Genomic DNA, 25,494 nt, shown 5'->3' with positions numbered 1-25,494 from the left:
TGTTTCGCAAGCTCTTGATCGCTTGTGTTTCGTTTGTGCTTGTGGCGGCGGGGACTGCTCCTGCCGCCGCAAGCGAGGACGGGTCTCGTCCAGTGCTTTCGTGCGCCGATCTGGTGCGCTCGTTCGACGTGCCGGACGCGAAAACACGTGTCACATCAGCTGTTGTCGTCGCGGGGACACCTGAGTTCTGCGACGTGCGCGGCACGATCGAACCGAACGTCGGGTTCCAGCTGAAGCTGCCGACGCAGACGTACCGCGGTCGCTACGTCCAGTACGGATGTGGCGGATTCTGCGGGTTCATCAACGATCCGGCCTTCCCGCAGTGCGGTCCGTCGTTCGGTGACGCGGCGGTGGCGGCGACCGACGACGGTCATCAGTGGCCGAACATGGACCCGTTCGACACCGAGTGGGCGAAGAACGACCAGAAGGCGCGCGACGACTTGTTCTTCCGCGCCCCGCACGTGCTGTCGAAGGTGTCGAAGCACCTCATCGGCAAGTTCTACGGCAAGGGACCGAAGAAGTCGTACTTCACGGGCTGCTCCAACGGTGGCCGCGAGGCGCTGGTGCTCGCGCAGCGCTACCCGCACGACTTCGACGGCATCATCGCCGCCGCGCCCGCGGGATACTACACGGGCCTGATCGCCTATCAGGCGTGGATCACCCGCAACACCATCCCGGACGAGAAGATCGACGTCCTGCACGCCGCCGTCATCAAGGCGTGCGACGGCCTCGACGGGCTGGTGGACCGGCAGATCGACGAGCCGAGGCTGTGCCGGTTCGACCCGGCGACGCTCGCCGGGCAGTTGACCGGCGACGAGATCACGCGGGTGAAGCGGCTTTACGCGGGACCGTCCGATCAGCGGGTGCGGCTCTACCCCGGTGGCCAGGCGTACGGCTCGGAGCAGGGCTGGAAGATCTGGATGAACCCCAGGCCGGAGTTCGGTGGTTCGCTGTCCGGCCAGCTCGCGGACAACGGCCTGAAGAACCTCGTCTACCCCATCGGGCAGCCGGGATCCTCACTCGACACCTTCCAGTTCACCCAGCGCGAGTTCCGCCGCCTGGTACCGGAAACCGTGAAGGCGAACGCGCTGTCCCTCGATCTGCGCGAGTTCCGTCGCTCAGGCGGCAAGCTGATCATCTGGCACGGCGCCGCCGACCAGGCGATTCCGGTTGAGGGCACGCTGGACTACTGGCAGCGTCTCACCGGCGGCAAGCAGCCGGACTGGGCTCGCCTGTTCATCGTGCCGTCGGTGCAGCACTGCTCGGAGGGAGACACCCTGACCACCTTCGACCCGCTGCCCGAGCTCGTCTCGTGGGTGGAGGGCGGTCCGGCACCCGAGAAGGTGATCGCCTCGGGGCCGGGCCGGACGCGTCCGGTGTTCCCGTATCCGTTGCGGGCCAAGTACGACGGCTCGGGCTCGATCGACGACGCCGCGAACTTCGTGGCGGCACCGGGATTCGGGTTCCACGACCGGATCCGGTGGGCCGGCGAGGATCTCTACCACCGGCCCGGACCCGTTGCGCCCTAACGGAACTTCTCAACCGCCGCGGTGACGGCCTGATCCATGCTGTTGCCCTCCATGATGACGTGCCCGGCGTCGTTCAGAATGACGAGTTCGGCGTCGGGCCACCTCTTCGCGACTTCCCACGCCGTGTACAACGGCCCGCCGAAGTCGTTGCGGCCGTGGATGAGCACGCCGGGGATGCCCTTGAGCCGGCCGAGGTTGTCCATCACGTGGTTGGGCTCGAGGAAACACTGGTTGCCCCAGTAGTGGGTCACGGTCCGCGCCAGCTGGTAACGCTCGACCGGGTCTTCGTACCTCGTGCCGGTGAAGTCGTTGTCCCCGCCGGTGATCGTGGACAGGTCCCACTTGCTCCAGTCCCACGCGGCCTTCTCGCGGACCTTCTCGTCGGGCGAGTTGAGGAGCTTGTTGTACGCCAGCGCGAGGTCGCCGTCGCGGTCCTCCTCGGGCACGCCCTCGCGGAAGGCGTCGAAGTAGTCCGGGTAGAACATGCCGAGGCCGCGGGTGATCCACGCGAACTCCTCGGGCCGTGACGTGGTGACGGCGGGGATGATGATCTCGCTGACCCGCTCCGCGTGCTGGATGGCGTAGGCGAGGATCAGCGTGGATCCCCAGGAGCCGCCGATCAGCAGCCACTTGTCGATGCCGAGGTGCTCGCGGAGCTTCTCGGCGTCATCGATGAGGTGCTGGGTGGTGTTGTGCTCCATGCTGGTGGCCGGGTCGCTCACCCGCGGGGTGCTCCGGCCGGAGCCGCGCTGGTCCCACAGCACCAGTTTCCAGTGATCCGGGTCGAAGTCCTCGCGCCATCGCGGGTTGGAACCTGATCCGGGACCGCCGTGGAAGACGACCGCGGGCTTGCCGTCGGGGTTGCCGCTCACCTCCCAGTGGATGAGCTGGCCGTCGCCGACGTCGAGCATGCCCTGGTCGTAAGGGTCCACACGTGGGTACATGCGGGGCAGCGTATTGAGGCGGGGCGGGAGGTGCCGACCGGTTTTCGCGCGGGCCGTGCAGGCAGGGTGGCGGTGGTGGCCGCCGGTTCCGGCGGAGGGTGGACACGCCGACACGCCCACTGCGATGTCACAGCGGACGTGTGCTTGGCGCGTTCCCGAAATCCCGGTGAGGCGTCAGGACTTCTGCTTGGCCGCGATCTGGTCGATGACCTCGGACTGCGACACGATGATCTTGCCGGCGAGTGCCTTCGAACCCACGTGCACGCCCTTGGCCTGGGCGTCCTTCGCCATGTCGACGCCGCTGCGGAGGTGGCGCGAGAGGGTGGCGAGGAACAGTTCGTCGAACTGCTTGCCCTGGGCGGACTTGAGGGTCTCGACGTCCTTGGCCGTCATCATGCCGGCCATCTTGTGGGTGGTGTTCGCGTCGTTGCCGGGGACCTGGATGTTCCACGAGCGCAGGTACGTGGCCATCTGCTCGATCTCGCCGGACTCGGCGGTGGCGATCTTGTCCGCCACGTCGATGACGAACTGGTCCTTGGACTTCTCCATCGCCACCTTGGCGATGTCGATCGTCTGGTGGTGGTGGGGGATCATTCGCAACGAGAACGTCGCATCCGCCTCGTTGGCCGCCGCTTCGCCGGAGGTACCACCCCCGACCGATGAACAGCCCGTCAGTGCCAGCAGTCCCAGCACGATGATGAGCAGACGCGCTCGCATGAAGCCTCCCGTCACGGTTCCCTGACGAGGCATACGGGTGGCCGATGTGTCCGGTTCAGTGAAACTTCCGCAACCTAAGTGCTTCGGGATCAGCCCAACTGGTTCAGGGCCTCCGCCACGCCGAACACCACGTACGGGTGGCCGAGCGGGAGCGGTGCCGGGACGCGGTCGTCCGGGACGTCCTGGCTGCGGGCCACGACGCGCACGAACGGGTCGTCAACCTCCACTTCTGGATCGACGAGCAGGACCGAACGCACCAGGTCTTCGTGGCCGCGGGCGAGGTCGATCACGTCGGCGGCGATCGGGCCGCTGGTGACGATGTCCAGCATGGTCCGCGTGTCGTCGCGGTGCCTGGTGAGCACCTTGTCCACAGTGGACCGCCACTCCGGTGCGGCCGGCACGCGCAGCCACACGATTCGCAACCTGTCGCTCAGGGTGCGCCAGGTCGCTGGAATCTCGTCGTGCAGGGCCTCTCCGGCTGGATCGATCACGAGCACTGTCGTCGCTCCGGCCGGTCCGTCGGCGACGACGCCCGGACCGGTGGCCCTGGCGGGCTCGGTGAAATCACGCATGTGCGGGGCTACCCACCGAGGCGGTGGTTTGCACCCAGTACCAGTGGGCCGATTGGTCTGGTGCCGTGACCTGGTTCGTCAACGGTAAGACCACTCGCTCACGTGGACTTGTTGACAGCCACCGATTTTCAGACCACAGCCGGTGAGCGCTTGACCGTTTTCCGGAGCCAGGTTTATGGTCTAGACCACACCGAAACTTGATCGGCGAGCGATCCAAAACGCTCCCGGTTCCCGCCCCCTGCATCGGGGTCCACCCCGCCTGGGAACGATCCAAGGAGTTCGGACGAAATGAAACTCACCCGAAAAGCGGCGCTCGTCATGGCCGCGGTCCCTGCAATCGTGTTCATCACGCCCGTCGGCTCGGCCAGCGCACACGGTTACGTGTCCTCGCCGGCCAGCCGTGCCGCGCAATGTGCGACCGGCGTCGTCGACTGCGGCAGCACCGGTCCGCGGTACGAACCGCAGAGCGCGGAAGGTCCCAAGGGCCAAGTCACCTGCAGTGGTGGCACCCGCAACGACTTCGAGGTGCTCAACGACGACAGCAAGCCCTGGAAGGTCACGAGCGTCGGCAGCACCATGTCGCTGACCTGGACCTTCACCGCCCGGCACGCCACGCGCGACTACGAGTACTTCATCGGCGGCACGCGCGTCGGTTTCGTCGCCGGCAACAACCAGCAGCCCAACAACCCCACCACCCACACCATCAACCTCGGCGGGTTCTCCGGCCGCCAGAAGCTCCGCGCCGTCTGGAACATCGCCGACACGGTCAACGCGTTCTACTCCTGCATCGACATCAACATCGGCGGTGGCGGCACCCCGCCGCCTACCACCACCACGAACCCGCCCACGACCACGACGAACCCGCCGACCTCCCAGCCGCCCGTCGGCGGTACGTGGGCGGCGAACACGCCTTACGCGGTCGGCACGACGGTCACCTACGGCGGAGCGTCGTACAAGTGCCGGCAGGCCCACACGTCGCTGACCGGCTGGGAACCGCCGAACGCGGCAGCGTTGTGGGAGCGGATCTGATCCGATGAAGCGCCTGGTGATCGCGATCGCGGCTGCGGTCCTGGCGCTGGCGGGGTGCGGCGGAGAGGCCATCGTGCCGGAGGGCCAGGGAGCCCACGGTCACGGTGCGTCCTCCGCCGCACCACCCGTTCCGGCGGCCAGCGCGAGGTTCAACGACGCGGACGTGACGTACACGCAGATGATGGTGGACCACCTGCAACTCGGCATCAGCCTGTCGCAGGTGGCCCTGGCGAAAGCCACCAAGCAGGAGGCGAAGGACCTCGCGGGCGCGATCGACGCGACCCAGCGCGAGGAGCTCTCCATGCTGAAGTCGTGGCTGAAGCTCTGGGGCAAGCCCGAGAGCGGAGGCAAGGACCTGCACGCCGCGCACGGTGGCCAGCCGTTGCTCGACGACAAGGTCATCAACGACACCAAGGACAAGGGCGGAGCCGAGTTCGACCTCTCCTTCCTCAACCTGATGGCCGGGCACCAGGGTGCCGCGGTGGAGATGGCCCTCACGGAGAAGAAGGACGGCTCGAACCCCGAGGCCCTGGCCTACGCGGAGCGCGTGACCACCACCCGGCAGGGTCAGATCTCGCAGATGCTGAAGGTCATCAGCGAACAGTAAGCGTTTGGTCAGCGGCCCGGCGTTGGCTTCCCGGTCATGGACGTACTGATCTCGGGAGCGGGCATCGCCGGGCCCGCGCTCGCCCACTGGTTGTCGCGGCACGGCTTCTCGGTCACCGTCGTGGAGCGCGCGTCAACGCTCCGCAGCGGCGGTCAGGCCGTGGACTTCCGCGGCGAGGCGCACCTGTCCGTGCTTCGGCGGATGGGCGTGCTCGACGCTGTGCTGGAACGGCAGACCTCGCCGCGGGACATGGTCTTCCGCGGCATCGACGGGCGTGAACGGTCCCGGTTGCCCGCGTCGTTCACCGCCGGGGAGGTGGAGATCCTCCGCGGCGACCTGTCCCGGCTGCTGTACGAGCTGAGCGCGGCCGACGCCGAGTACGTGTTCGGCGACTGGATCACCTCGCTGCACGACGACGGCGCCGGAGTGGACGTGACGTTCGCGCGCGGACGTTCCCGGCGGTTCGACTTCGTCATCGGGGCGGACGGCATGCGGTCCGCGGTGCGGCGGCTGGTCTTCCCGTCGTACCGGCCCAAGTTCCAGGGCTACTACTTCGCCATCTGGGACGCGGACGGCGACGACAGGGACCTCGTGTGCACGCCGGGAACGCTCACGGCACCGGGCTGGTTCATGTTCAAGTCCTCGGTGCCGCCCGAGCTCATGCCGGACGCACTGGTCGCGCCCGGCATCTACTTCGACTCGATCAGCCAGGTCAGGATGCCGACGGTCAGCTCGGGCCGCGTCACGCTGATCGGCGACGCCGGGTACGGATCGACGCTGGGAGGCATGGGCACCGGGCTCGCGGTCGTCTCGGCCTACGTGCTGGCGGGGGAGATGGCGGCCGGAGGGGACGCCTTCGCCAGGTACGAAGCCCTGATCGGGCCGTACGCGCGGGGATGCCAGGGCAATCCGGGGCCGTTCCTCGCGCCGGCGACCAGGCTCGGGATGTGGGTGAGGGACCGGATGTTCGGGCTGTTGCCGAAGATGCCGGTGTTCGCGCGGATGGACCTCCGCGCGGCGACCGCGATCAAGCTTCCCGACTACGCACCAGTTCGGTGAGCGCGGCCTCGACCTGTTCCTTGGCCGTGGAGTGCATCCATCCGAACCCGAGCTCCCCCCGGGCTTCCCGCAGGAGCCGTTCGGCCTCCGTCAGGTTTCCCCTGCGGTGGGCGATCCTGGCCAGGCCGGTGGCGGCCAACGCCCGCGTGGCGGTCACGCCGGCTCTGCTCGCCAGCTCCAACGCCTGGTGGTAGTCGCGTTCCGCCTCGTCCTGGTCGAGGTCCAGCAACCGATCCGCGCGCCGGCACCGCATCTCGGCCAGTTCCTCGTTGGCGCCCAGCTCGCTGACCGCCCGCAGCGCCTGGTCGGTGAGTGCGAGTGCCTCGTGCGGGTCCTCGGTGAGGTTGGCGAGCACGTCGAGGACCTGGGCGGCGCCCCAGCGTTCGCCCAGGTCCTCGAACTTCCGCAGGGCCACCCTCGACTCAGCGACGGCTTTGCCGCGGTCACCGTCGACGGCCCAGTTCAGGTACGCGGCGCTGAAGCTGATCAGGCCCTGGATCCACGGATCCTCACTGCGCTCGACCTCGTCCTGCAGCCGGGTGCGCGGGGCGTGCGGATCCGGTGGCCCCGAGAGCATCGCCCAGGCGACGAGCACGAACGGGTACCTGATCGGCCCCCGCAGCTGCTCCAGCACGCCGTGGACGCGTTCCGGGGCGGCGAGCGCGAGCAGGATCGCGTACTCCTCGGTGGGCTGCTCGCCGAGCTTGGCCAGGAGTTTCTGGGCGGTGGCCTGGATCTCCGTGCGGCTGCCCTTCAGGTACCAGTACCAGGAGAGATCGCTGACCAGCCGCAACGCCCGGTCCGGATCGTGCTCGGTGGTCCACTCGACGGCCTGGACCAGGTTGGCGTGCTCGGCGCTCAGCTTCGCGAACCAGTGCAGCTGGTTCCGTCGCCGCAGCTCGGGATCTGCCTGCCGGGCCAGGGCGTGGAAGTAGGAGGCGTGCTCGGCGTCGGCCCGCCCGTGCTGCGCGCAGAACTCGCGGATCGTCTCCAGCATGCGGTAGCGTCCGTCGGCTGCCTCCACCAAAGACTTGTCCACCAACGCTTCCAGCACCTCGATGTCGTGCCGGCCCACCTGTTCCACGGCGTCGAGGGTGGCGCCGCCGCTGAACGTGGCGAACGTGGTGGCCAGATCACGCTCGTCGTCGTCGAGCAGGTCCCAGCTCCACTCGACGACGGCCCTGAGCGTCTGGTGCCGGGGTGCGGCCGCGCGGTTTCCCTTGGTGAGCAAGCGGAACCGGTCGTGGAGCCGTGCCGAGATGTCCTCTGTGGTCAACGTCCTGGTGCGGGCGGCGGCGAGTTCGATGGCCAGGGGGAGACCGTCGAGCGAGCGGCAGACGTCGACGGTGTGCTCGTCCCGCACGAAGGCCGGGTTCACCAGACGGGCGCGGTCGGTGAACAGCGCCAGGCTCTGCTCGGGGTTCAGCGGCGGCACCGGGCACAGGGTCTCGCCGGTGATGCCGAGCGCTTCCCGGCTGGTGGCGAGGATCCGCAGCTGAGGGCACGTGCTGAGCAGATGTTGCGCCAGAGCGGCGGCCTGGACGATCACGTGCTCGCAGTTGTCCAGGATCAGCAACGCGTCGCGCTCGCGCAGCGCGAGCGTGAGCCGGTCTTCCGGTGCCAGCACGGTTTCCTTGAGCCCCAACGCCTGCAGCGTCGCCGCCGCGACGTCCCTGACCGGGGCGAGATCGACGAAGATCGCTCCTGGGCCGGCGCTCTGCAGGGCCAGCCGGGTCTTGCCGGCGCCACCGGGGCCGGTCAGCGTGACGAGCCGCGAGGTCAACGCGGCGATCCGTCGCAGTTCCTCTTGCCTGCCAACGAAAGTGGTGAGCTGTGCCGGCAGCTCGCGGTGGGACTGGCCGCGCAGGATCTGCAGGTGGATGGCGCGCAGCTCGGCCGACGGGTCGGTGCCGAGTTCGTCGGCCAGCAGTGCCTTGGCGTCCTCGAACGCCTGCAGCGCCTCGGCCTGGCGACCCTGCTGGTTCAGGGCCTGCATCAGGTAGCCGCGCAGGCGTTCGTCCAGCGGGTGCCGCTGGACCAGGTCGGAGATCTCCTGCACGTCGGCCTTGCCGAGCCGGATCCGCGCGGCGATCAACGCGTTCGTGGCGGTCGACCGTTGCTGTTCGAGCCGGGTCGCGTGGCCGGCGGCGTCGACATCGGCCAGCGCCGGGCCTCGCCACAGCTGAAGTGCTTCGGACAAAAGCGATTCCGCGGCCTGTGGATCACCCTGCTCCAGCGCCTGCTGACCGTCCGCCGCGAGCGCGGCGAACCGGTGCGCGTCGACCTGATCGGCCGCCAGCGCCAATCGGTAACCGGCCGGGTGGAACTCGATCAGTGAAGCGTCACCGAGCGCTCGGCGCAGGCGGGACACCTGGCCCTGCAAGGCGTTGGCGGCATCGGACGGCGGCTCGGCACCGTAGAGCCCGTCGATCAACCGGTCGAGCAGGACGATCTCGCCCACCCGGATCGCCAGCAACGCCAACAGGGTGCGCGGCCGCGGGCCGCCCACCGAGATCTTGCCGTCCGGGGAATGCGCCTCAACCGGACCGAGGATGCCAACCTGCACGGTGTCAGCGTACGAAGCGGCCGGGACTCGTACCCAGGACACGGCGAAAGTGGCGCGTCAGATGCGACTGGTCGTGGAAACCGGCCAGCACCGCCGCCTCCGCCGCACTCCGGCCGTCCACCAGGTAGCCACGCGCGAGATCGATCCGGCGCCCGGTCACGTACCGGTGCGGCGGCAGCCCGAACCGTCGGCTGAACGCCCGCACCAGGTGCGTCGGGCTGGTCCGCAGCTCGACGGACGCCTCGGCGAGCGAGATTCCGGTGGGCAGCGAGGCGTCCAGCAGCTGCCGCAACCGGTCGGCGAGCGTCGGATCCGCGTGCACGGCCGGCGAAGTGCCCGCGAAGTGGTGCGTGAGGCGTTCGGTGATCAACGCCAGCCGGCTCGACGCCTCGAACGGGTCCTCCAGCGCCAGGTGCAGCTGGTGGACCCGCTGCCGCAACAGCGGATCGACGAGCATCGGGGTGTCGACGGCCTTGCCGATCAGCTCGTGCGGCAGCACGGCGTCGTCGAGGTACAGCACGCGCTTGTGGAAGCCGGTCGGGTAGGCGGATCGGCCGTCGTGCGGCACGTGTGGCGGCAACAGCGTGACGCCGTCCACGAGAGCACCGTGCTCGTGACGGTCCAGTTCGTACCGCACGGCACCCGTGTCGATCAGCATCAACGTCCACGCATCGTGCGTGTGCGCTGGGTAGACGTGGGTGGTGAACTGCGCGTGGAAGACCTCCTTGATGCCTTCTACCGCTGGTTTCCACGCCGCCACACCCATGTCCAAAACGTACAAGACGCCGAAGCCACGTGCCCGCGATCGTGAGTCCATGTTCGACACCAAGATCGCTGTGCTGCTGCGGGACGACCTGGCCGGCTGGCAGGCGCTGAACGTCACCGCCTTCCTCGTCAGCGGCCTGCCGGAGGAACTCCGCGGCGAGCCCTACGTGGACGCCGACGACGTCACCTACCTGTCGATGTTCCGCCAGCCCGTCGTGGTCCTGCAGGGCGACAAGGACCTGCTCACCAAGGCCCACGGGCGAGCGTTGAACCGCAACCAGCCCATGGCGATTTTCACCGCCGACCTGTTCGCGACGGGCAACGACGAGGACAACCGGGCCGCCGTGCGCAAGGTGCACACGCAGGACCTCGACCTGGTCGGGATCGCGGTGCACGGTCAGAAGAACGCCGTCGACAAAATCTTCAAGGGCGCTCGCATGCATCCATGATTGACTTCGAACCATGCTGGTCGGTACGCGTGAGGTCGAGCTGTTCGAGAAGTCCAGGCCGCGCCTGGAGGCGCTCGCGTACCGGCTGCTGGGTTCGGCGAGCGACGCCGAGGACGCGGTGCAGGACACCTACCTGCGCTGGCAGGGAGGCGACCGGGAGTACGTCGAGACACCCGAGGCGTGGCTGACGAAGGTGCTCACCAACCTCTGCCTCAACCGGCTCACCTCGGCGAGGGCCAAGCGCGAGACCTACGTGGGCCAGTGGTTGCCGGAGCCGGTCTTCGCCGGTGACCGGATGCTCGGGCCGTCCGAGACCGTCGAGCAGCGGGAGTCGGTCTCGATCGCGATGCTCACCCTGATGGAACGGCTCTCGGCCAACGAACGGGTCGTGTACGTGCTGCGCGAGGCGTTCGGCTACGCCCACAGCGAGATCGCGGAGATCCTCGACCTCACCGAGGCCAACTGCCAGCAGATCTACCGGCGCGCCAAGCAGCACCTGGCCACCGGCAGGACCCGCGTGGAGGTCGACGCGTCCGGCGCGCGCCGGATCGTCGAGGAGTTCCTGGCCGCGGCGCTCAGCGGGAACACCGATTCGCTCGTGAAGCTGCTCGCCGACGACGCGATCAGCGCGGGCGACGCGGGCGGGGTGTTCATCAGCCTGCCGAAGCCGATCACCGGCGCGCTGAAGGTGGCGAGGTTCCTGCGCACCCTGTTCACCATCGACGAGGCCAAACGGGAGATGGTCGGCGGCCGTCCGTCGTTGTTCGCGGAGATCGTCAACGGCGTGCCCGCGCTGGTGCTGGTGGTCGGCGAACGGGTCGTCACCGTCGTCACCCTCGAGGTGACGACCGAGGGCATCACCGCCGTCCACACCCTGGCCAACCCCGCCAAGCTCGACCGCGTCACGCGCGAGTGGGCCACCTCCGACCGTGGTGAGCCGCTCGTCGAAAGCTGGTGACCCAGCTCACACCTCAGTCCTGTCAGGTTTCGCGTCGCTGTCCGGTTCAGGAAGCGACACCAACCAGACAGGAGCGAAACCCATGACCCACCGCATCGTCGTTCTCGGGGCCGGATACGCCGGAGCCAACGCTGCCGGGCGCCTCGCCAAGCGGCTGCACCCCGCCGACACCGAGATCACCCTCGTCAACGCCGACCCCGAGTTCGTCGAGCGCGTGCGCATGCACCAGCTGGCGGTCGGTCAGGACCTGAAGGTCCGCAGGCTGAGCGACGTCTTCGCGGGCACCGGAGTGCAGGTGCGGGTGGCGCGGGTCGCCGCCGTCGACGTCGAACGCGGGATCGTGCACACCGACGGAGGCGACATCGCCTACGACACCCTCGTCTACGCCCTCGGCAGCGCTGCCTCCGGTGTTCCCCAGCACGCCCTGGACATCGCGGGCAAGCAGTCCGCGCAACGACTGCGTGCCCGGCTGGACGACCTCGGTGCTGGTGCGGCCGTGCTCGTCGTCGGTGGTGGTCTGACCGGCATCGAGGCGGTCACCGAGATCGCCGAGGCCCGGCCGGACCTCGACGTCTCGCTCGCGGTCCGCGGTGACCTCGGGTCGTGGCTGAGCGAGAAGGCCCAGGCCCACCTGCGCCAGGCGTTCGACCGGCTGGGCATCACCGTGCACGAGGGCGTCGACGTCGCGCGGGTCGAGAAGACCTGTGCGATCACGGCCACCGGTCGTGAGATCCCGGCTCAGGTAACGGTGTGGACCGCCGGTTTCGCCGTCCACCCCATCGCGGCGGCCACGACTCTGGAGGTCTCCGAGACCGGGCAGATCGTCGTCGACGACTCGATGCGGTCGGTCTCGCACCCCGACGTGTACGCCATCGGTGATGCCGCCCTCGCGCCGGGTGCGAGCGGTTCGCCGCTGCGGATGTCCTGCGCCTCGGGCGTTCCGACGGCCCACCAGGCGGCCGACGCGATCGTCGCGCGCCTGACCGGCGGTCAGGTGCCGAAGAACAAGATCGGCTACAACGGTCAGTGCATCAGCCTCGGCCGCAACGACGCGGTCATGCAGTGGGTGACTCCTGACGACCGGCCCAAGCCGTCCGCTCTCACCGGCAAGGCCGCCGTCCGCCTCAAGGAGTTCATCTGCAAGGCCGCTGCTTGGAGCGTCTCGCATCCGACGGTCATGCTTCCGTCTCGCCGCCGGCGCGTTGGCGTGGCCAGCGCGGTGCACGAAACCGCGCTCTAATTCGGACGTGATCAGACTGCTCCGGATGGCCGTGTTCCTGCTGGTTCTTTCGGCAGAGGTGTACCTGGTGGTGGTGCTGGGGGAGAAGTTCCGCCTGGTCAACCACTTCAGCTACTTCACCGTGCTGTCGAACGTCTTCGCGGCCTGCGTGATGTTGCTGGGGTTCTTCGGGCCGGTGTCGGCGCAGATCAGGGGCGCTGCCGTGCTCTACATGACCACCACGGGCATCGTGTACGCGCTGCTGCTGCGGGGCGTCGACGTGCAGACACCGGCGTACGCGAACTGGGTGCTGCACGTCGTCGTCCCGATCGTGGTCCTCGTGGAATGGTTGCTAGCGCCGGAACGCACGACACGGGCGTGGATCTGGCTGTCCTTCCCGCTCGCCTACCTGGCGTACACGCTGATCAGGGGACCGATCGTGGGCTGGTACCCGTACCCGTTCATGGACCCGCGCCTGAACGGGTACGGCGAAGTGCTCCTGAACTGCGTCTTCGTCGCCGTCGTCATCGCCGCGCTGGCCTACGGGGTCTCGTGGGCCGGCAACAAATTGGCCCAAAGAAGTACTGCTGCCTTGTCCCACGACTAGGGCCAATCACCGCCATAGGGTCATCGACGTGACCAGGCGACTCGCGTACGCACAGCTGACGAACTCGATCGGTGACGGCGGCTTCCTCGTCGTTTCGGCGTTGTACTTCACCCAGATCGTCGGCCTGAGCGCGACGCGGGTCGGGCTCGCCCTGACGCTCGCGTGGGGTGTCGGCGCCGTGGCGGGTGTCGCGTTGGGACATCTCGCCGACCGCTTGGGCCCACGCACCACGGCCGTTGTGCTCGCCGCGGCGACGGCGATCAGCATCGGCATCCTGCTCTTCACCAGGAACTTCGCCGCGTTCGTGCTGGTCATGTGCCTCTACGCGAGTTTCCAGAGCGGTCTGCAGGCGTCCAGGCAGGCCCTCCTCGCGGGCCTCACGACGCCGGAAGAACGCACGCGGGCCCGTGCGCGGATCCAGTCGACGGCCAACGCGGGCATCGCGATCGGCGCGGCAGCGGGCGGGTTCGCGTTGCACCTGGGCACTGAGATCGCCTACACGGCCGTGTTCGTGATCGACGTGCTCGCCTTCCTCATCGCGGCCGCGATTCTGAGCACGTTGCCGGAGACCGTGATGACCAGGGCCAAGGGCAAGTTCGACGTGCTGAAGGACCGCCCGTACGCGCTGGTCACGGTGATCAACGCCGTGATGCTGCTCTACATGCCGCTGCTGAGCCTGATCATCCCGCTGTGGATCGTGCAGCGCACCGAGGCGCCGACGTGGCTCGCGGCCGCGTTGCTGGTGCTGAACACCGCGGCCGTCGTGCTGTTCCAGGTCCGGATCGCGCGCCGCGCCACCGACCTCGGCAGCGCGTCCAAGCTGGTCGAGCACGCCGGTCTGATCATGCTCGCGTCCTGCGCGGTGTTCGCGGTGACGGCGTTCAGCTTCGGTGCCTGGCCCGCGGCGGTGCTGCTGGTCGCGGCAGCCGCGTTGCAGGTGCTCGGCGAGATGATGCTCGCCTCCGGGGCGTGGGAGATCAGCTTCTCCCTCGCGCCCGCCGACCGGCAGGGCCAGTACCAGGGCTTCTTCGCGACCGGAACGGCCGTCGCCCGCATGATCGGCCCCGCCCTGCTCACCACGGTCGTGCTGGGCTGGGGCTCGATCGGCTGGCTGCTGGTCGGCGGGCTGTTCGTCGTGGCCGGCTACGCGATGGGGCCCGCGGTGCGCTGGGCCCGCGAGAAGAACTCCACCAGTTCCACCGCCATGACCGACGGCTTGTACATGTGCGTCTGACCGGGCAGCGTCCGGTACTCCGTGTCCGCCCCGAGCACCTCCGCGACGTTCTTCATGGTGTTGCGGAGGTACTCCGGCGACTTGCCGCCGTCCATCGCGAGTGTCGGCACCTTCACGGTCCAGCGGTCCGCCGGCAGCTTCTCGCCGCGGCCGTCGTCACCGAGGATGGTCAGGTCCCACGGCAGCGTGTGCGCGACCAGCTTCAGCTTCTTCCACATCGGGGTCAGCTTCATGATCGCGACGCCGAAGCCGGGTGCGCCGACCATCTTCATGAACTTCGAGAGCATGGCGGAGCGCTCGTCGCGGGCGAGCAGGTCGTTCATCTGCCGCACGATGTCGGCGGGGCGCGGGGCGTACGTGTCGTCCACGACGAACGGCGCCTCGTAGATCGCGAGCCGGGTGATGCCGGGGAGCCTGGTCGCGGCCTCCATCGCCAGCACCGCGCCCGAGGACACGCCGAACACGAACGCCGAGCCGCCGGCCTCCTTGATCAGTGCGTCGATGTCCTCGACCTCGCGCTCCAGCGACCACGGCGTGGCGCCGTCACCGGTCTCGCCGCGTCCGCGCCGGTCGTAGGTGTAGACGGTGAAGTTCTTGTCCAGCACGGAAGCCAGCTCCGTGGTGGGGCCGAACATCCGGTGGCACATCGCGCCGTCCACGAGGATCAGCGCGGGCCCGGAGCCGGTGATCGAGTAGGCGACCTCGGTGCCGTCGGCGGAAGTCGTGAAGCGCGTCATTTCTGCTCTCCCAAGGTGGTGTCGAGGAAGTTCTGCCAGTCCTGCTCGGACTCGTCGCCCTCGAAGACGTTGTGCGCGGCGATGACCGGGCCGAAGAACCCGCGCATGAACCGGTAGATGCCCTTGTCGGTGCGCAGCGCGAGCGTGTGAGCGTTGCGGTGGAACTCGACGGCGTCCGGCAGCTCGGCCGCGATCGCCTCGTCGAGCTTCTTCCAGGCCTCGTCCCAGTTCTCGATCATCGGCCCGAAGACCGTGATCGGGCGGGCCGTGCGGCCGGCGAAGTGGCTGAGGTACTCGAGCAGCGTGCGCCGGAACAGCGCGCCGCCCAGCGTCATCGCCTCGAACTCGTCGGCCCAGTCGTCGCCGGGCAGGAAGCCGCTCGTCACCATCCGCAGCACCGTGCTGCTGTGCTCGAGGCCCTCGACGAGGAACTCGTAGGCGATGAACCGGCCGTCCGGCGCCTTGCCGCTGGTGTAGGCGAAGTGCCGCAGCGGGTCCGACGCGGTGATCTCGCTCGTCGGCTCGTACCCGCCGAACGCCATCTTGACCTGGCCGTTCGCGACCTCGTTGCGGCCCATGAACCACGAGTCGATGCCCGGCCCTGTCGCGATGGCCGTCCAGACGTCCTCGACCGACGCCGGCACCTCGATGTCGTCGGTGCTCGTGAACTCGTGGCCCATCGGCCCTCCCCTTCAGGTTCGTGGATGGTCTCATCCTGCCGCCGACAATTACATTCGTCAAGACAGTGAGACTAGTCTTGACAAAAAATATTGTCGGTGGTTCCGTTCTCACCCGTACCGAACCTCTGGAGGAAGTCATGTCCCGCATCGCCTGTGGCGTCGTCGCCGGTCCGCTCTACCTGGTCGTCGGGTACGCCCAGGCCCTCACCCGCGAGGGCTTCGACCTGTCACGGCACCCGTTCAGCATGCTCAGCCTGGGCTCGCTGGGCTGGATCCAGATCGCGAACTTCGTCGTGAGCGGCGTGCTGTTCGTCATCGCCGCGACCGGCATGGCCCGGTTCTCGCGCTGGGGGGCGCGGCTGATCGGCCTGATGGGGGTGGGGATGATCCTCGGCGGGGTGTTCACCGCCGATCCGGCTCTCGGTTTCCCGGCCGGGACACCCGACACCGTGCCGGACTCGATCTCGTGGCACGGCGTGCTGCACGCGGTGGCGTTCGGTCTCGCCATGATCGGCTGGATCGGCGCGTGCTTCGTGTTCGCGCGTAGGCTCGGAGGATGGCTGGCGGTGGTGAGCGGCCTGACGGGCGTGCTCCTGATGGTGCCGATGGCGTTCCTCGGCAACCCCTCCGGGACCGTGCTGCTCTACGCGGTGGCGACGGTCGGCTGGATCTGGACGTCGCTGGTGTCCCTGAGGCTGAACCGGCCTGCCTTCTCGAACTGATCTGCCCGGAGTGCGGGCGCGTCACCACCGACGAGTACGCGCCCGGTTGTGAGGCCTGCCGCCAGGACCGGGCTCAGACGAGCTGATGGGCGTGCATCTTGCTGATGTCGTAGGAGACACCGCAGAAGGTGCACTGCAGCCCGTACCTGCTGCTGATGGTGAACAGCGGGATGAAGAAGATGGTCGGCTTCGTGTAGCGCCGGAACAGGTTGTGCGCGGACTGGTGATGGCAGTGCCCGCAGACCAGCGTCAGCATCCGCAGCTGCTCGATCGTCGTGCGCCAGCCGAAAATGACCATCTGTGCTCCCTGTGTTGGCTGTCCCTATGACGTCTGATGTCCCACTTGAGTTGCGGTCGATCCGCGAACTTCAGAAGCTGGACAGGTGGACACCCTGCTGCGTCCCTGGCTCCCCGACGACGCGCCGATCATCCTGGCCGCGGCCGGCGAGCCGATGATGGACCGCCAGTTCACCTCCCCGATCGACTCGCTCGCCACCGCGGAGGACTGGATCGCGACGCTCACGGCCCGCCGGGCCGGGGACACCGCCTACTCCTTCGCCGTGCTGGACGAGGGCGTCCCCGTGGGCAACGTCGCGGTGTCCAGCGTCGAGCGCCGCCACCTCACCGGCTGGGTGTCCTACTGGACGCGGGAAGGGGCACGCGGCAAGGGTCTCGCGACGAAGGCGTGCCGGGCGGTCAGCGAGTTCGCGTTCGCGGAGCTCGGCCTGTTCCGGCTGGAGCTCGCCCATCGGCTCGACAACGCCGCGTCCTGCCGGGTGGCGCTGGGCGCCGGGTTCCAGCCGGAAGGCGTGGAACGGGCCCGGCTGCTCTACGACGGCGTCCGCTACGACACCGAGACCCACGCCCGGCTCGCCACCGACTGAGGTTCACGCCGCGATCAGCCGGGTAACCGGCAGTGCATGAGCGACCTGCAGGCCGAGCTGCTGAGGACGTTGACCAAAGTCGCCAACGCCTTGCGCAGTGCGGAGATCCCCTTCGCACTGACGGGTGGCTGTGCGGGCTATGCGCGCGGTGGCCCGGCGAGCGAGCACGACGTGGACCTGCTGGTGCGTCCAGACGACGCGGCCAAGGCCGTCAAGGTTCTCGTGCAGCGCGGACTGAGGGCCGCTGAGCCGCCGGAGGACTGGCTGCTGAAGGTCTACGACGGCGACTCGTTGGTGGACCTGTTGTTCCGGCCCAACGAACGCATCGTCACCGACGAGATCCTCGCGATGGCGGAGGAGATGCCCGTCGGGTCGGTGATGCTGCCGGTGATGCCCGCGACGTTCGTGCTGAGCAGCAAGCTGCTCGTGCTGGACGGGCACCGCTGCGACTTCAGCGAGCTGCTGCCGTTCGCCCGCGCGCTCAGAGAACAGATCGACTGGGAGCAGGTGCGCGAGGAGACCAAGCACTCGCCGTACGCCGAAGCGTTCCTGGTGCTCATCGAACGACTGGAGATCATCGGGAGGGGCAATGGAATCCGAGCAGTACCTCGCGGCAAACCTGCGTAGGGCAGTCGCGGAAGACCCCAGAACGGCCGAACTCGGCGTGCGGGTGACCGTGCGCGGTGACCACGTGATGCTCTCCGGCCAGGTGGCGTGCGAGAACCGGCGGAAGGCGCTCGAAGAGGTGCTGCACGAGGCCGCGCCCCAGCTGACGATCTTCAACGACGTGCGCGTGACGCCGGCGGGCGAACCGGAGGGTGAGGAGGACCTGCGATGATCCGGATCGCCGCGGTCGGGGACGTGCACCTCGGTGAGGACATGCGCGGACGGTTGAGGCCCGCGCTCGAGAAGGTCGGGGAGCACGCGGACGTCCTGCTGCTGGCCGGCGACCTCACCAGGCACGGCACGGTCAGCGAGGCCCAGGTGGTCGCGGACGAGTTCGCGGACCTGCCGGTGCCCGTTGTCGCCGTGCTCGGCAACCACGACCACCAGGACGACAAGCCGCTCGAAGTCACCAAGACGTTGCAGGACAAGGGCATCCACGTGCTGGAAGGCACGACCTTCGAAGCCAGGATCAACGGCTGCACGCTCGGCGTCGCCGGGGTCAAGGGGTTCGGCGGCGGGTTCGCCGGCAAGTGCGGCAGCGCGTTCGGTGAGCGCGAGATGAAGGCGTTCATCCAGCACACCTGCGACATCGCGGAGACGCTGGAAGGCGCACTGTCCGAACTGGACACCGACATCAAGGTCGCGTTGACGCACTACGCGCCGGTGCCGGACACGTTGCGCGGTGAACCGCCCGAGATCTACCCGTTCCTCGGCTCGTACCTGCTCGGTGAGGCGATCGACGCCACCGGCACGCATCTCGCCGTGCACGGCCACGCGCACTTCGGCACCGAGCAGGGCATGACGCCGGGCGGGGTGCGGGTCCGCAACGTCGCGCAGCCGATCATCCGTTCCGCGTACACGGTCTACGTTCTGGAAGGTGCTTCCGCATGACCGTCGGTGACTACATCGTCGAACGTCTGCGTGACTGGGGTGTGCGGCAGGTGTTCGCCTACCCCGGCGACGGCATCAACGGGATCGTGGCGGCGTTCGGCAAAGCGGACAACGATCCCGCGTTCATCCAGACCCGCCACGAGGAGATGGCCGCGTTCGCCGCGGTCGGGTACGCGAAGTTCAGCGATGACGTCGGTGTCTGCCTGGCGACCAGCGGCCCTGGCGCGATCCACCTGTTGAACGGCCTGTACGACGCGAAACTCGACCACGTCCCGGTCGTCGCGATCGTCGGCCAGACCGCCCGCACCGCGCAGGGTGGCAGCTACCAGCAGGAAGTCGACCTGCACTCGTTGTTCCGCGACGTCGCTTCGTACCTGGTCGACGTGACGGTGCCCGAGCAACTGCCGAACGCGCTGGACCGGGCGATGCGCACGGCTCAGGCCGATCGCGCGCCGGCCGTGCTGATCATCCCGAACGACGTGCAGGAGCAGGACTACGAGCCGCCCAAGCACGAGTTCAAGTACATCCCGTCCAGCCCGCCTTCCCGGCCTTCCTCCCACGTCGTCCCGTCCACCGACGAGGTGCGGCGCGCGGCGGAGGTGCTGAACTCCGGCGAGAAGGTCGCGATCCTGATCGGTCAGGGCGCCCGGGACGCAGCGGCGGAGGTGGGCGAGGTCGCCGACCTGTTGGGTGCCGGTGTCGCGAAGGCGTTGCTGGGCAAGGACGTGCTGCCGGACGACCTGCCGTACGTGACGGGGTCGATCGGGTTGCTCGGCACGCGGCCGTCGTACGAGATGATGCGCGACTGCGACCGGTTGCTGATCGTCGGCTCGAACTTCCCGTACTCGCAGTTCCTGCCGGAGTACGGCAAGGCGCGCGGGGTGCAGATCGACGTCGACGGTCGTGCGATCGGCATGCGTTACCCGACCGAGGTCAACCTCGTCGGCGACGCGCGGGAGACGTTGCGCGCGCTGATTCCGTTGCTGGAACGCAAGGACGACCGCTCGTGGCAGCAGACGATCGAGTCGAACGTCGAGCGCTGGTGGGAGGTGGTGGAACGGCAGGCGCAGGTGCCTGCTGATCCCGTCAACCCGATGCGGATCGTCTCCGAGCTGTCGAAACGCCTGCCCGCCAACGCGATCGTCACCGCGGACTCCGGTTCCGCGACGAACTGGTACGCCCGCCTGCTGCGGATCAGGAGCGGCGTGCGGTCCTCGTTGTCCGGCACGCTGGCCACGATGGGCTGCGCGGTCCCGTACGCGTTGGGCGCCTCGTTCGCCCAGCCGACCCGGCCGTTGATCGCGTTGGTCGGTGACGGCGCGATGCAGATGAACGGCATGGCGGAGCTGCTGACGTTGAGGCACCACAAGATCCGCTGTGTCGTGTGCGTGTTCCACAACAACGACCTCAACCAGGTCACGTGGGAGCTGCGCGCGATGGGTGGCGCGCCGAAGTTCGAGACGTCGCAGGAACTTCCGGACCTGTCGTACGCGGCCTACGCGCGCTCGATCGGCTTGCAGGGCATCGAGGTCAACGACCCGGAGCAGCTCGGCGCAGCGTGGGAGACCGCGCTCGCGTCGGAAGGCACGGTCGTGCTCGACGTGCGCTGCGACCCGAACGTGCCGCCGATCCCGCCGCACGCGACGTTCGAGCAGATCAAGGACATGACCGAAGCCGTGCTGCGCGGCGACCCCGACGCGTGGGACCTGATGCGCCGCGGCATCAAGACGAAGATCCAGGAGTTGCTCCCGTGAAAATCGGCTATTTCCTCTCCTCCGAAGAACACGGCCCGCGCGACCTGGTCCGCAACGCCCGGATGGCTCAGGACCACGGCTTCGAGTCGTTGTGGATCTCCGACCACTACCACCCGTGGAACGACGAGCAGGGCCAGTCGCCGTTCGTCTGGGGCACCATCGGCGCGCTGTCCGAGACGGTGTCCGTGCCGATCACCACGGCCGTGACCTGCCCGACCGTCCGCATCCACCCGGCCGTCATCGCGCAGGCCGCAGCCACCGCGGCCGTGCAGTGCGAGGGCCGGTTCGTGCTCGGCGTGGGGAGCGGCGAGGCGCTGAACGAACACGTGCTGGGCTCGCACTGGCCGTCCGCGGACGTGCGGCTGGAGATGCTGGAAGAGGCGATCGGCATCATCCGCACGCTGCACCAGGGCGACGAACTCACGCACCACGGCAAGCACTACACCGTCGAGAACGCCCGCATCTACACCGTCCCCGAACGCCCGGTGCCGATCTACGTGTCCGCGTTCGGTCCCAAGGCGGTCAAGCTCGCGGCGCGCTGCGGCGACGGCTACATCTGCGTCGGCCCGGCCGGTGACCTGGTGCAGCAGTACCGTTCCGAGGGCGGGCGGGGACCGGCGCAGAGCGGGCTGAAGGTCTGCTACGCCGAGTCCGAGGAGGACGCTGTCGCCACCGCGCACCGCCTGTGGCCCAACGACGGCCTGCCCGGCGAGCTGGCCCAGGTGCTGCCGACCCCGCGCCACTTCGAGCAGGCCTCGGAGCTGGTCACGCGGGACATGATCCGCAAGTCGATCCCGTGCGGGCCGGATCCCGAGCAGTACGCGGAGAAGGTCAAGGAGTTCGCGGAGGCCGGGATCGACGAGGTCCACGTGCAGCAGATCGGGTCCAACCAGCGCGAGTTCTTCGAGTTCTGGGCCAAGGAAGTCACGCCGTTGATCGACGTTTAGCAGCAGTTGCGCAGGGCACCCGGTCCTATGAGGAGATTCCTGCGCGAGCACAGCCTGACGCTCGTTTTCGGAGGGCTTTTCCTCGCCGCGCTGGTCGGCCAGTTCTTCGCCGGCCACGCGGATTACAACGAGCGTCAGGCTGCGCTGGGTCAGCCGTTGGTGACCCTCGGGTCGTACCTGTTCTCCGCCGACTTCCTGGTCGACGTGGTGGAGAACTGGCAGTCGGAGTACCTGCAGTTCTTCCTGTACGTCACCGCTACCGTCTGGTTGATCCAGCGCGGTTCGCCGGAGTCGAAACCGGCGGACAAGGCCGGCCTGGACACCGATGAGAACCAGCAACTCGGTGCGCACACGAACGAGGACTCGCCGAAGTGGGCGCGTGTGGGCGGCTGGCGGACGACGTTCTACTCGACGTCGCTCGGTCTCGTGATGCTGGCGCTGTTCCTGTTCTCGTGGTCGATGCAGTGGGTCGCGGGCTGGTACGCCAACAACTCCGACCCGCTGGCCGAGAAGATGGGCCTGGGCGAGTACTTCCTGAGCGCCGACTTCTGGAACCGGTCGCTGCAGAACTGGCAGTCGGAGTTCCTCGCCATCGCCTCGATGGCGATCCTCAGCGTCTACCTGCGCCAGCGCGGTTCGCCCGAGTCCAAGCCGGTCGGCGCCTCGCACTCGGTCAGCGACAGGTCAGGTTAGTTCGACCCACTCGCGGCGCCACTCGGGCGGATCGAACTTCTGGCCGTAGTACCTGGTGTCGCGCAGAATCCGGCCCTCGTCGTCCAGTTCCCGCACGACGATGACGTGCCAGACCTCGTCGCCGTAGTCGTTGACGTCCTCGACCGTCCAGAACCTCCCGCGCCCGGCCACCCGTCTCAACGTGATCGTGGGCGGTTTGGGGAAGTCACCCTGCATCGCGCATCCTGTCGCGGCCGCGGATGCGTTCCCCTGACTGCGGCATCTCCATGTCGCCGAACATCAGCTCGACGCCCTCGCGCATCGCCTCGGCGTCGTCGGTGTGGGCGGCGCGACGGAACAGCTCCAGGACCGGGTTCATCAAAGGAGTCTGCGCTCGCGCGTACCGGCTGGCAGGATGAGCGGCATGACCAACCGAAAGGGCCATGCCGCGTAGGCGCCCCGCTCCGGTTCGTGCCCGTCGGCGGCACGAACGACCGATCCCGCAGGTCTCCCGGGTCTCCGCACCCACGTTGCGCGCCATCGCCAGACTCGAACAAACCCGTCTCGTCCCCGGTGCCGTCGCCAGGGCTCTCGACGGCTGGTCGCGGTTCGTCCATGGACCGGCTCGCGCCATCGCCGACTACGGCGTGGATCCTTACCCCCTGTTGTCCGCTGAGCGATCCGGTGGACTGCCGGATGGATCTGAAGACGGCTCTCAGCATGTTGCCTGCCAAGGCGGTCCGTGAGTTGCGTGCACTCGTTCGGCCGCTTGATGAGCTGTACCTGGCGCGCTCGATTCCAAGCCCGGACCAGGCTTACCTCCGCGGCCTGCTGGAGTGAGAAAGCGCGGCGGGACATGGTGTCCCGCCGCGCTCCTCAAGGCAGCGCGACCACCTTCTCGGGCCGTCAACCGCCGCCTCTAGGCGAGGATCTCGCCGACCGTGCCGGCACCCACGGTCTTGCCGCCCTCGCGAATCGCGAACCCGAGCCCCGTGTCCATCGCCACCGCCTTGCCCAGCTCCACCGTGACCTCGACGGTGTCACCTGGCAGCGCCAGCGTCCTGTCGAGCTCGACCACTCCGACGACGTCGCCGGTGCGGAAGTGGAACTGCGGCCGGTAGTTCGTGGCGATACCGGTGTGCCGGCCGCCCTCCGCGTGGGACAGCAGGTACACCGAGGCACGGAACCGGGTGTGCGGCGCGACGCTGCCGGGCAGGGCCAGGACCTGGCCGCGCCTGACCTCGCCGCGCTTGACGCCGCGCAGCAGCACCGCGGCGTTGTCTCCCGCCTGGGCCTGCCGCATCGGCTTGCCGAACGTCTCGATGCCGGTGGCCACCGAGGCGACCGCGGCACCGAGGCCGATCACCTCGACCGTGTCGCCGAGGCCGAGCACGCCGCGTTCCACCGCGCCGGTCACGACGGTGCCGCGGCCGGTGATGGTCAGGACGTTCTCGATCGGCATCAGGAACGGGCCGTCCAGGTCACGCGAAGGCACCGGAACGTGCTCGTCCACGGCGTCCAGCAGCGCGACCACCGAGGCGGTCCACTCCGGGTCGCCCTGCAGCGCGCGCAGGCCGGACACCCGCACCACCGGGGTGGCGTCGCCGTCGAAGCCGTACTGGGAGAGCAGGTCGCGGATCTCCAGCTCCACCAGGTCGAGCAGCTCCGGGTCGTCCACCGCGTCGGCCTTGTTCAGCGCCACCACCACGTACGGCACGCCCACGCGGTGCGCCAGCACCACGTGTTCGCGCGTCTGCGGCATCGTGCCGTCCTCGGCGGACACCACGAGGATCGCGCCGTCCAGCTGCGCCGCACCCGTGATCATGTTCTTCACGTAGTCGGCGTGGCCGGGCATGTCGACGTGCGCGTAGTGCCGCGTGGGCGTCTCGTACTCGACGTGCGCGATGTTGATCGTGATGCCGCGGGCGAGCTCCTCCGGGGCGCGGTCGATGCGGTCGAACGCCGTGAAGGTGGTGCCCGACGGGTCCTTTTCGGACAGCACCTTGGTGATCGCCGCCGTCAGCGTGGTCTTGCCGTGGTCGACGTGTCCCATGGTGCCGATGTTGAGGTGCGGCTTGGCGCGCACGAACTCTTGCTTCATTGCCCTTTGTCCTCGAGATGACAGCTGGAGGTTCAGAACCGATGACCCGCGACAACCCTCCCCCAGCGGTCCTGAAGGAGGGACTGGAGAAGGGTCAGAGTCGGGCGCCGGCCAGCTGTGCCGAGGCGACGGCGAGCGCGCCCGCAGGAACACCTGCGAACGTGTTGTGCTCAGCCGTCAGGAACATGCGGTGATCGTGACAGACCTGGGGATTCGCTGTCACCTGGTTTTCCGCGAGTTCGCGTCCGGCGAACTCGCCGCCGTCTCCGGAGGAGCGGCCGTCGAACACAGCCGGATCAGCGCTCGTGCGGCCGGGCTGTGCGGGCCCTCCGAACGCCACGCGAAACCGAGCCGGCTGCACGGCGACGGGTCGGTGATCCGCACCGCGTGCAGGTCCGAAGCCATCGACAACGCCAGGATCGCCGGCCCGAGCCCGCGCTGCGCCAGCGTGATCACCATCGGCGGCGCCGACGCCTCGAACGCGATCCGCGGCCGGCGCGAACCACATGCCGCGTCCAACGCCCCGCGCAACCCCGTCCCCGGCGGCAGGCTGATCAACCCGCGCTCCAGCAGCTCGTCCAACGACACGGACTCCCTGCCGTACCAAGGATCCGAAGCCGCGACCGCGGCCACGAGCGGTTCATCGGCCAGCACCCGGACCGACAACCCGTCCGGCACCGGCCCGGCGTAGCCGACCAGGGCGAGGTCCAGTTGACCGTCCAAAAGGGACGCGATCAACGAGTCGGAGTTCGCCTCCACCAACGTGATCTCCACGTCCGGAAACGACGAGTGGAACGACGACAGCAGCTCCGGCAGGTCCATGATCCCGCACGAGACGACCATCCCGACGCGCACGACACCGCGCACCAGCCCGGCCATCTCCTCGACGACGAGCCGGGCCGACTCCACCGACCGCAACGCCGCCCGCGCCAACGGCAGCACCGCCGCCCCTACGTCGGTCAACGTGACCGTGCGCCCCGACCGGTCCAGCAGGTCGTGCCCGAGCTCTCGCTCCAGCCGCCGGATCTGCGCGCTGACACCGGGCTGCGCGACGTGCACGCGTTCCGCCGCCCGCGTGAACGAGCCCTCTTCGACGATGGCGACGAAGTACTCCAGCTGCCGAAGCTCCATAACCAACGATTATAGGAGTGAGCACAACTAGATCTTGGACATATAGCAGCAGCT

At 68.4% G+C, this 25,494-nt stretch carries 30 protein-coding genes; 18 read left to right on the top strand and 12 right to left on the bottom strand.

The features are described from left to right. Positions 1 to 92: 92 nt before the first annotated feature. Positions 93 to 1,529: a tannase/feruloyl esterase family alpha/beta hydrolase gene (locus tag SK803_RS12980; RefSeq protein ID WP_319966201.1), complete on the top strand. Its 1,437-nt coding sequence runs from the start codon at positions 93 to 95 to the stop codon at positions 1,527 to 1,529. On the opposite strand, the gene pip is transcribed toward SK803_RS12980, so the two are convergent. From pip to SK803_RS12965, 3 genes are all read right to left on the bottom strand, one after another. Then, positions 1,526 to 2,473 carry a prolyl aminopeptidase gene (gene pip / locus SK803_RS12975; RefSeq protein WP_319966200.1) on the bottom strand — a complete coding sequence of 316 codons (948 nt, stop codon included), beginning with the start codon at positions 2,471 to 2,473 and terminating at the stop codon, positions 1,526 to 1,528. The two genes, SK803_RS12980 and pip, sit on opposite strands and share 4 nt — an antisense overlap. Before the next feature lie 174 nt (positions 2,474 to 2,647). Continuing rightward, positions 2,648 to 3,190, bottom strand: a complete 543-nt coding sequence (locus SK803_RS12970; RefSeq protein ID WP_319966199.1) for a DUF305 domain-containing protein — start codon at positions 3,188 to 3,190, stop codon at positions 2,648 to 2,650. Between the two features lie 89 nt (positions 3,191 to 3,279). Continuing rightward, positions 3,280 to 3,762, bottom strand: coding sequence for a hypothetical protein (locus tag SK803_RS12965; protein ID WP_319966198.1), 483 nt, complete (start codon positions 3,760 to 3,762; stop codon positions 3,280 to 3,282). Positions 3,763 to 4,050: 288 nt separating this feature from the next. Here SK803_RS12965 and SK803_RS12960 point away from each other — a divergent pair, with 288 nt between their 5' ends. From SK803_RS12960 to SK803_RS12950, 3 genes are read left to right on the top strand one after another with little or no spacing between them, the layout of a single operon-like run. Beyond that, positions 4,051 to 4,791, top strand: a complete 741-nt coding sequence (locus tag SK803_RS12960; protein WP_319966197.1) for a lytic polysaccharide monooxygenase — start codon at positions 4,051 to 4,053, stop codon at positions 4,789 to 4,791. A gap of 4 nt (positions 4,792 to 4,795) precedes the next feature. Then, positions 4,796 to 5,398, top strand: a complete 603-nt coding sequence (locus tag SK803_RS12955; RefSeq protein WP_319966196.1) for a DUF305 domain-containing protein — start codon at positions 4,796 to 4,798, stop codon at positions 5,396 to 5,398. Between the two features lie 36 nt (positions 5,399 to 5,434). Further along, the gene (locus tag SK803_RS12950) at positions 5,435 to 6,457 is read left to right on the top strand and encodes an FAD-dependent monooxygenase (protein WP_319966195.1); all 1,023 of its coding nucleotides are present in this window, start codon (positions 5,435 to 5,437) and stop codon (positions 6,455 to 6,457) included. Here SK803_RS12950 and SK803_RS12945 read toward each other — a convergent pair. Together SK803_RS12945 and SK803_RS12940 are read right to left on the bottom strand one after the other, a co-directional pair. Continuing rightward, the gene (locus SK803_RS12945) at positions 6,426 to 9,023 is read right to left on the bottom strand and encodes a BTAD domain-containing putative transcriptional regulator (RefSeq protein ID WP_319966194.1); all 2,598 of its coding nucleotides are present in this window, start codon (positions 9,021 to 9,023) and stop codon (positions 6,426 to 6,428) included. The genes SK803_RS12950 and SK803_RS12945 overlap by 32 nt on opposite strands. Positions 9,024 to 9,027: 4 nt before the next feature. Continuing rightward, positions 9,028 to 9,840, bottom strand: coding sequence for an AraC family transcriptional regulator (locus tag SK803_RS12940; RefSeq protein ID WP_319966193.1), 813 nt, complete (start codon positions 9,838 to 9,840; stop codon positions 9,028 to 9,030). Between SK803_RS12940 and SK803_RS12935 the strand changes: the two genes are divergently transcribed. The 5 genes from SK803_RS12935 to SK803_RS12915 all read left to right on the top strand — a co-directional run bounded on the left by SK803_RS12935 (position 9,839) and on the right by SK803_RS12915 (position 14,255). Continuing rightward, on the top strand, positions 9,839 to 10,237 hold the full coding sequence (locus SK803_RS12935) for a DUF2000 domain-containing protein (protein WP_319966192.1): 399 nt from the start codon (positions 9,839 to 9,841) through the stop codon (positions 10,235 to 10,237). The two genes, SK803_RS12940 and SK803_RS12935, sit on opposite strands and share 2 nt — an antisense overlap. A gap of 13 nt (positions 10,238 to 10,250) precedes the next feature. Further along, positions 10,251 to 11,195, top strand: coding sequence for an RNA polymerase sigma factor SigJ (gene sigJ / locus SK803_RS12930; RefSeq protein ID WP_319966191.1), 945 nt, complete (start codon positions 10,251 to 10,253; stop codon positions 11,193 to 11,195). An 82-nt stretch (positions 11,196 to 11,277) separates the two neighbouring features. Beyond that, entirely contained in the window at positions 11,278 to 12,435 is a 1,158-nt protein-coding gene (locus tag SK803_RS12925) for an NAD(P)/FAD-dependent oxidoreductase (RefSeq protein WP_319966190.1), read from the top strand. A 7-nt stretch (positions 12,436 to 12,442) separates the two neighbouring features. Then, the gene (locus SK803_RS12920; protein ID WP_319966189.1) at positions 12,443 to 13,021 is read left to right on the top strand and encodes a Pr6Pr family membrane protein; all 579 of its coding nucleotides are present in this window, start codon (positions 12,443 to 12,445) and stop codon (positions 13,019 to 13,021) included. A gap of 28 nt (positions 13,022 to 13,049) precedes the next feature. Further along, the gene (locus SK803_RS12915) at positions 13,050 to 14,255 is read left to right on the top strand and encodes an MFS transporter (protein ID WP_319966188.1); all 1,206 of its coding nucleotides are present in this window, start codon (positions 13,050 to 13,052) and stop codon (positions 14,253 to 14,255) included. Here SK803_RS12915 and SK803_RS12910 read toward each other — a convergent pair. Both SK803_RS12910 and SK803_RS12905 read right to left on the bottom strand, forming a co-directional pair. Next, positions 14,165 to 14,992 carry an alpha/beta fold hydrolase gene (locus SK803_RS12910; RefSeq protein WP_319966187.1) on the bottom strand — a complete coding sequence of 276 codons (828 nt, stop codon included), beginning with the start codon at positions 14,990 to 14,992 and terminating at the stop codon, positions 14,165 to 14,167. The genes SK803_RS12915 and SK803_RS12910 overlap by 91 nt on opposite strands. Beyond that, a complete protein-coding gene (locus SK803_RS12905) occupies positions 14,989 to 15,672 on the bottom strand; it encodes an SRPBCC family protein (protein WP_319966186.1) in 684 nt (227 codons plus the stop codon). The genes SK803_RS12910 and SK803_RS12905 overlap by 4 nt, the downstream gene beginning before the upstream one ends. Before the next feature lie 137 nt (positions 15,673 to 15,809). Here SK803_RS12905 and SK803_RS12900 point away from each other — a divergent pair, with 137 nt between their 5' ends. Beyond that, on the top strand, positions 15,810 to 16,394 hold the full coding sequence (locus tag SK803_RS12900) for a DUF998 domain-containing protein (protein ID WP_319966185.1): 585 nt from the start codon (positions 15,810 to 15,812) through the stop codon (positions 16,392 to 16,394). 73 nt (positions 16,395 to 16,467) lie between these two features. Here SK803_RS12900 and SK803_RS12895 read toward each other — a convergent pair whose 3' ends face one another. Next, positions 16,468 to 16,692 carry a zinc-ribbon domain-containing protein gene (locus tag SK803_RS12895; RefSeq protein ID WP_319966184.1) on the bottom strand — a complete coding sequence of 75 codons (225 nt, stop codon included), beginning with the start codon at positions 16,690 to 16,692 and terminating at the stop codon, positions 16,468 to 16,470. An 85-nt stretch (positions 16,693 to 16,777) separates the two neighbouring features. Between SK803_RS12895 and SK803_RS12890 the strand changes: the two genes are divergently transcribed. From SK803_RS12890 to SK803_RS12860, 7 genes are read left to right on the top strand one after another with little or no spacing between them, the layout of a single operon-like run. Further along, positions 16,778 to 17,278, top strand: coding sequence for a GNAT family N-acetyltransferase (locus tag SK803_RS12890; RefSeq protein WP_319966183.1), 501 nt, complete (start codon positions 16,778 to 16,780; stop codon positions 17,276 to 17,278). 36 nt (positions 17,279 to 17,314) lie between these two features. After that, a complete protein-coding gene (locus tag SK803_RS12885; protein ID WP_319966182.1) occupies positions 17,315 to 17,905 on the top strand; it encodes a nucleotidyltransferase family protein in 591 nt (196 codons plus the stop codon). Next, on the top strand, positions 17,868 to 18,116 hold the full coding sequence (locus tag SK803_RS12880) for a BON domain-containing protein (RefSeq protein ID WP_319966181.1): 249 nt from the start codon (positions 17,868 to 17,870) through the stop codon (positions 18,114 to 18,116). The genes SK803_RS12885 and SK803_RS12880 overlap by 38 nt, the downstream gene beginning before the upstream one ends. Further along, positions 18,113 to 18,835 (top strand): metallophosphoesterase family protein, encoded by a 723-nt coding sequence (locus tag SK803_RS12875; RefSeq protein ID WP_319966180.1) that lies wholly within the window; start codon positions 18,113 to 18,115, stop codon positions 18,833 to 18,835. Before SK803_RS12880 ends, SK803_RS12875 begins: the two co-directional genes overlap by 4 nt. Then, positions 18,832 to 20,589 carry a thiamine pyrophosphate-requiring protein gene (locus SK803_RS12870; RefSeq protein ID WP_319966179.1) on the top strand — a complete coding sequence of 586 codons (1,758 nt, stop codon included), beginning with the start codon at positions 18,832 to 18,834 and terminating at the stop codon, positions 20,587 to 20,589. The genes SK803_RS12875 and SK803_RS12870 overlap by 4 nt, the downstream gene beginning before the upstream one ends. Next, positions 20,586 to 21,536: a TIGR03557 family F420-dependent LLM class oxidoreductase gene (locus SK803_RS12865; protein WP_319966178.1), complete on the top strand. Its 951-nt coding sequence runs from the start codon at positions 20,586 to 20,588 to the stop codon at positions 21,534 to 21,536. The genes SK803_RS12870 and SK803_RS12865 overlap by 4 nt, the downstream gene beginning before the upstream one ends. A gap of 27 nt (positions 21,537 to 21,563) precedes the next feature. Beyond that, positions 21,564 to 22,229 (top strand): DUF6766 family protein, encoded by a 666-nt coding sequence (locus SK803_RS12860; protein WP_319966177.1) that lies wholly within the window; start codon positions 21,564 to 21,566, stop codon positions 22,227 to 22,229. On the opposite strand, the gene SK803_RS12855 is transcribed toward SK803_RS12860, so the two are convergent. Next, positions 22,221 to 22,445 (bottom strand): hypothetical protein, encoded by a 225-nt coding sequence (locus SK803_RS12855; protein WP_319966176.1) that lies wholly within the window; start codon positions 22,443 to 22,445, stop codon positions 22,221 to 22,223. The two genes, SK803_RS12860 and SK803_RS12855, sit on opposite strands and share 9 nt — an antisense overlap. Continuing rightward, positions 22,435 to 22,587: a hypothetical protein gene (locus SK803_RS12850; protein WP_319966175.1), complete on the bottom strand. Its 153-nt coding sequence runs from the start codon at positions 22,585 to 22,587 to the stop codon at positions 22,435 to 22,437. The genes SK803_RS12855 and SK803_RS12850 overlap by 11 nt, the downstream gene beginning before the upstream one ends. Positions 22,588 to 22,904: 317 nt before the next feature. Here SK803_RS12850 and SK803_RS12845 point away from each other — a divergent pair, with 317 nt between their 5' ends. Beyond that, a complete protein-coding gene (locus tag SK803_RS12845; RefSeq protein ID WP_319966174.1) occupies positions 22,905 to 23,048 on the top strand; it encodes a hypothetical protein in 144 nt (47 codons plus the stop codon). A 79-nt stretch (positions 23,049 to 23,127) separates the two neighbouring features. Here the strand turns inward: SK803_RS12845 and tuf are convergent, their stop codons facing one another. After that, positions 23,128 to 24,309 (bottom strand): elongation factor Tu, encoded by a 1,182-nt coding sequence (tuf, locus tag SK803_RS12840; protein ID WP_319966173.1) that lies wholly within the window; start codon positions 24,307 to 24,309, stop codon positions 23,128 to 23,130. Positions 24,310 to 24,528: 219 nt separating this feature from the next. Beyond that, entirely contained in the window at positions 24,529 to 25,440 is a 912-nt protein-coding gene (locus SK803_RS12835) for a LysR family transcriptional regulator (protein WP_319966172.1), read from the bottom strand. Positions 25,441 to 25,494: the final 54 nt, after the last annotated feature.

Origin of the sequence: Lentzea miocenica (assembly GCF_033949945.1) — a bacterium.
Classification (GTDB): domain Bacteria; phylum Actinomycetota; class Actinomycetes; order Mycobacteriales; family Pseudonocardiaceae; genus Lentzea; species Lentzea miocenica.
This window is presented reverse-complemented; position numbering and strand designations above follow the sequence as displayed.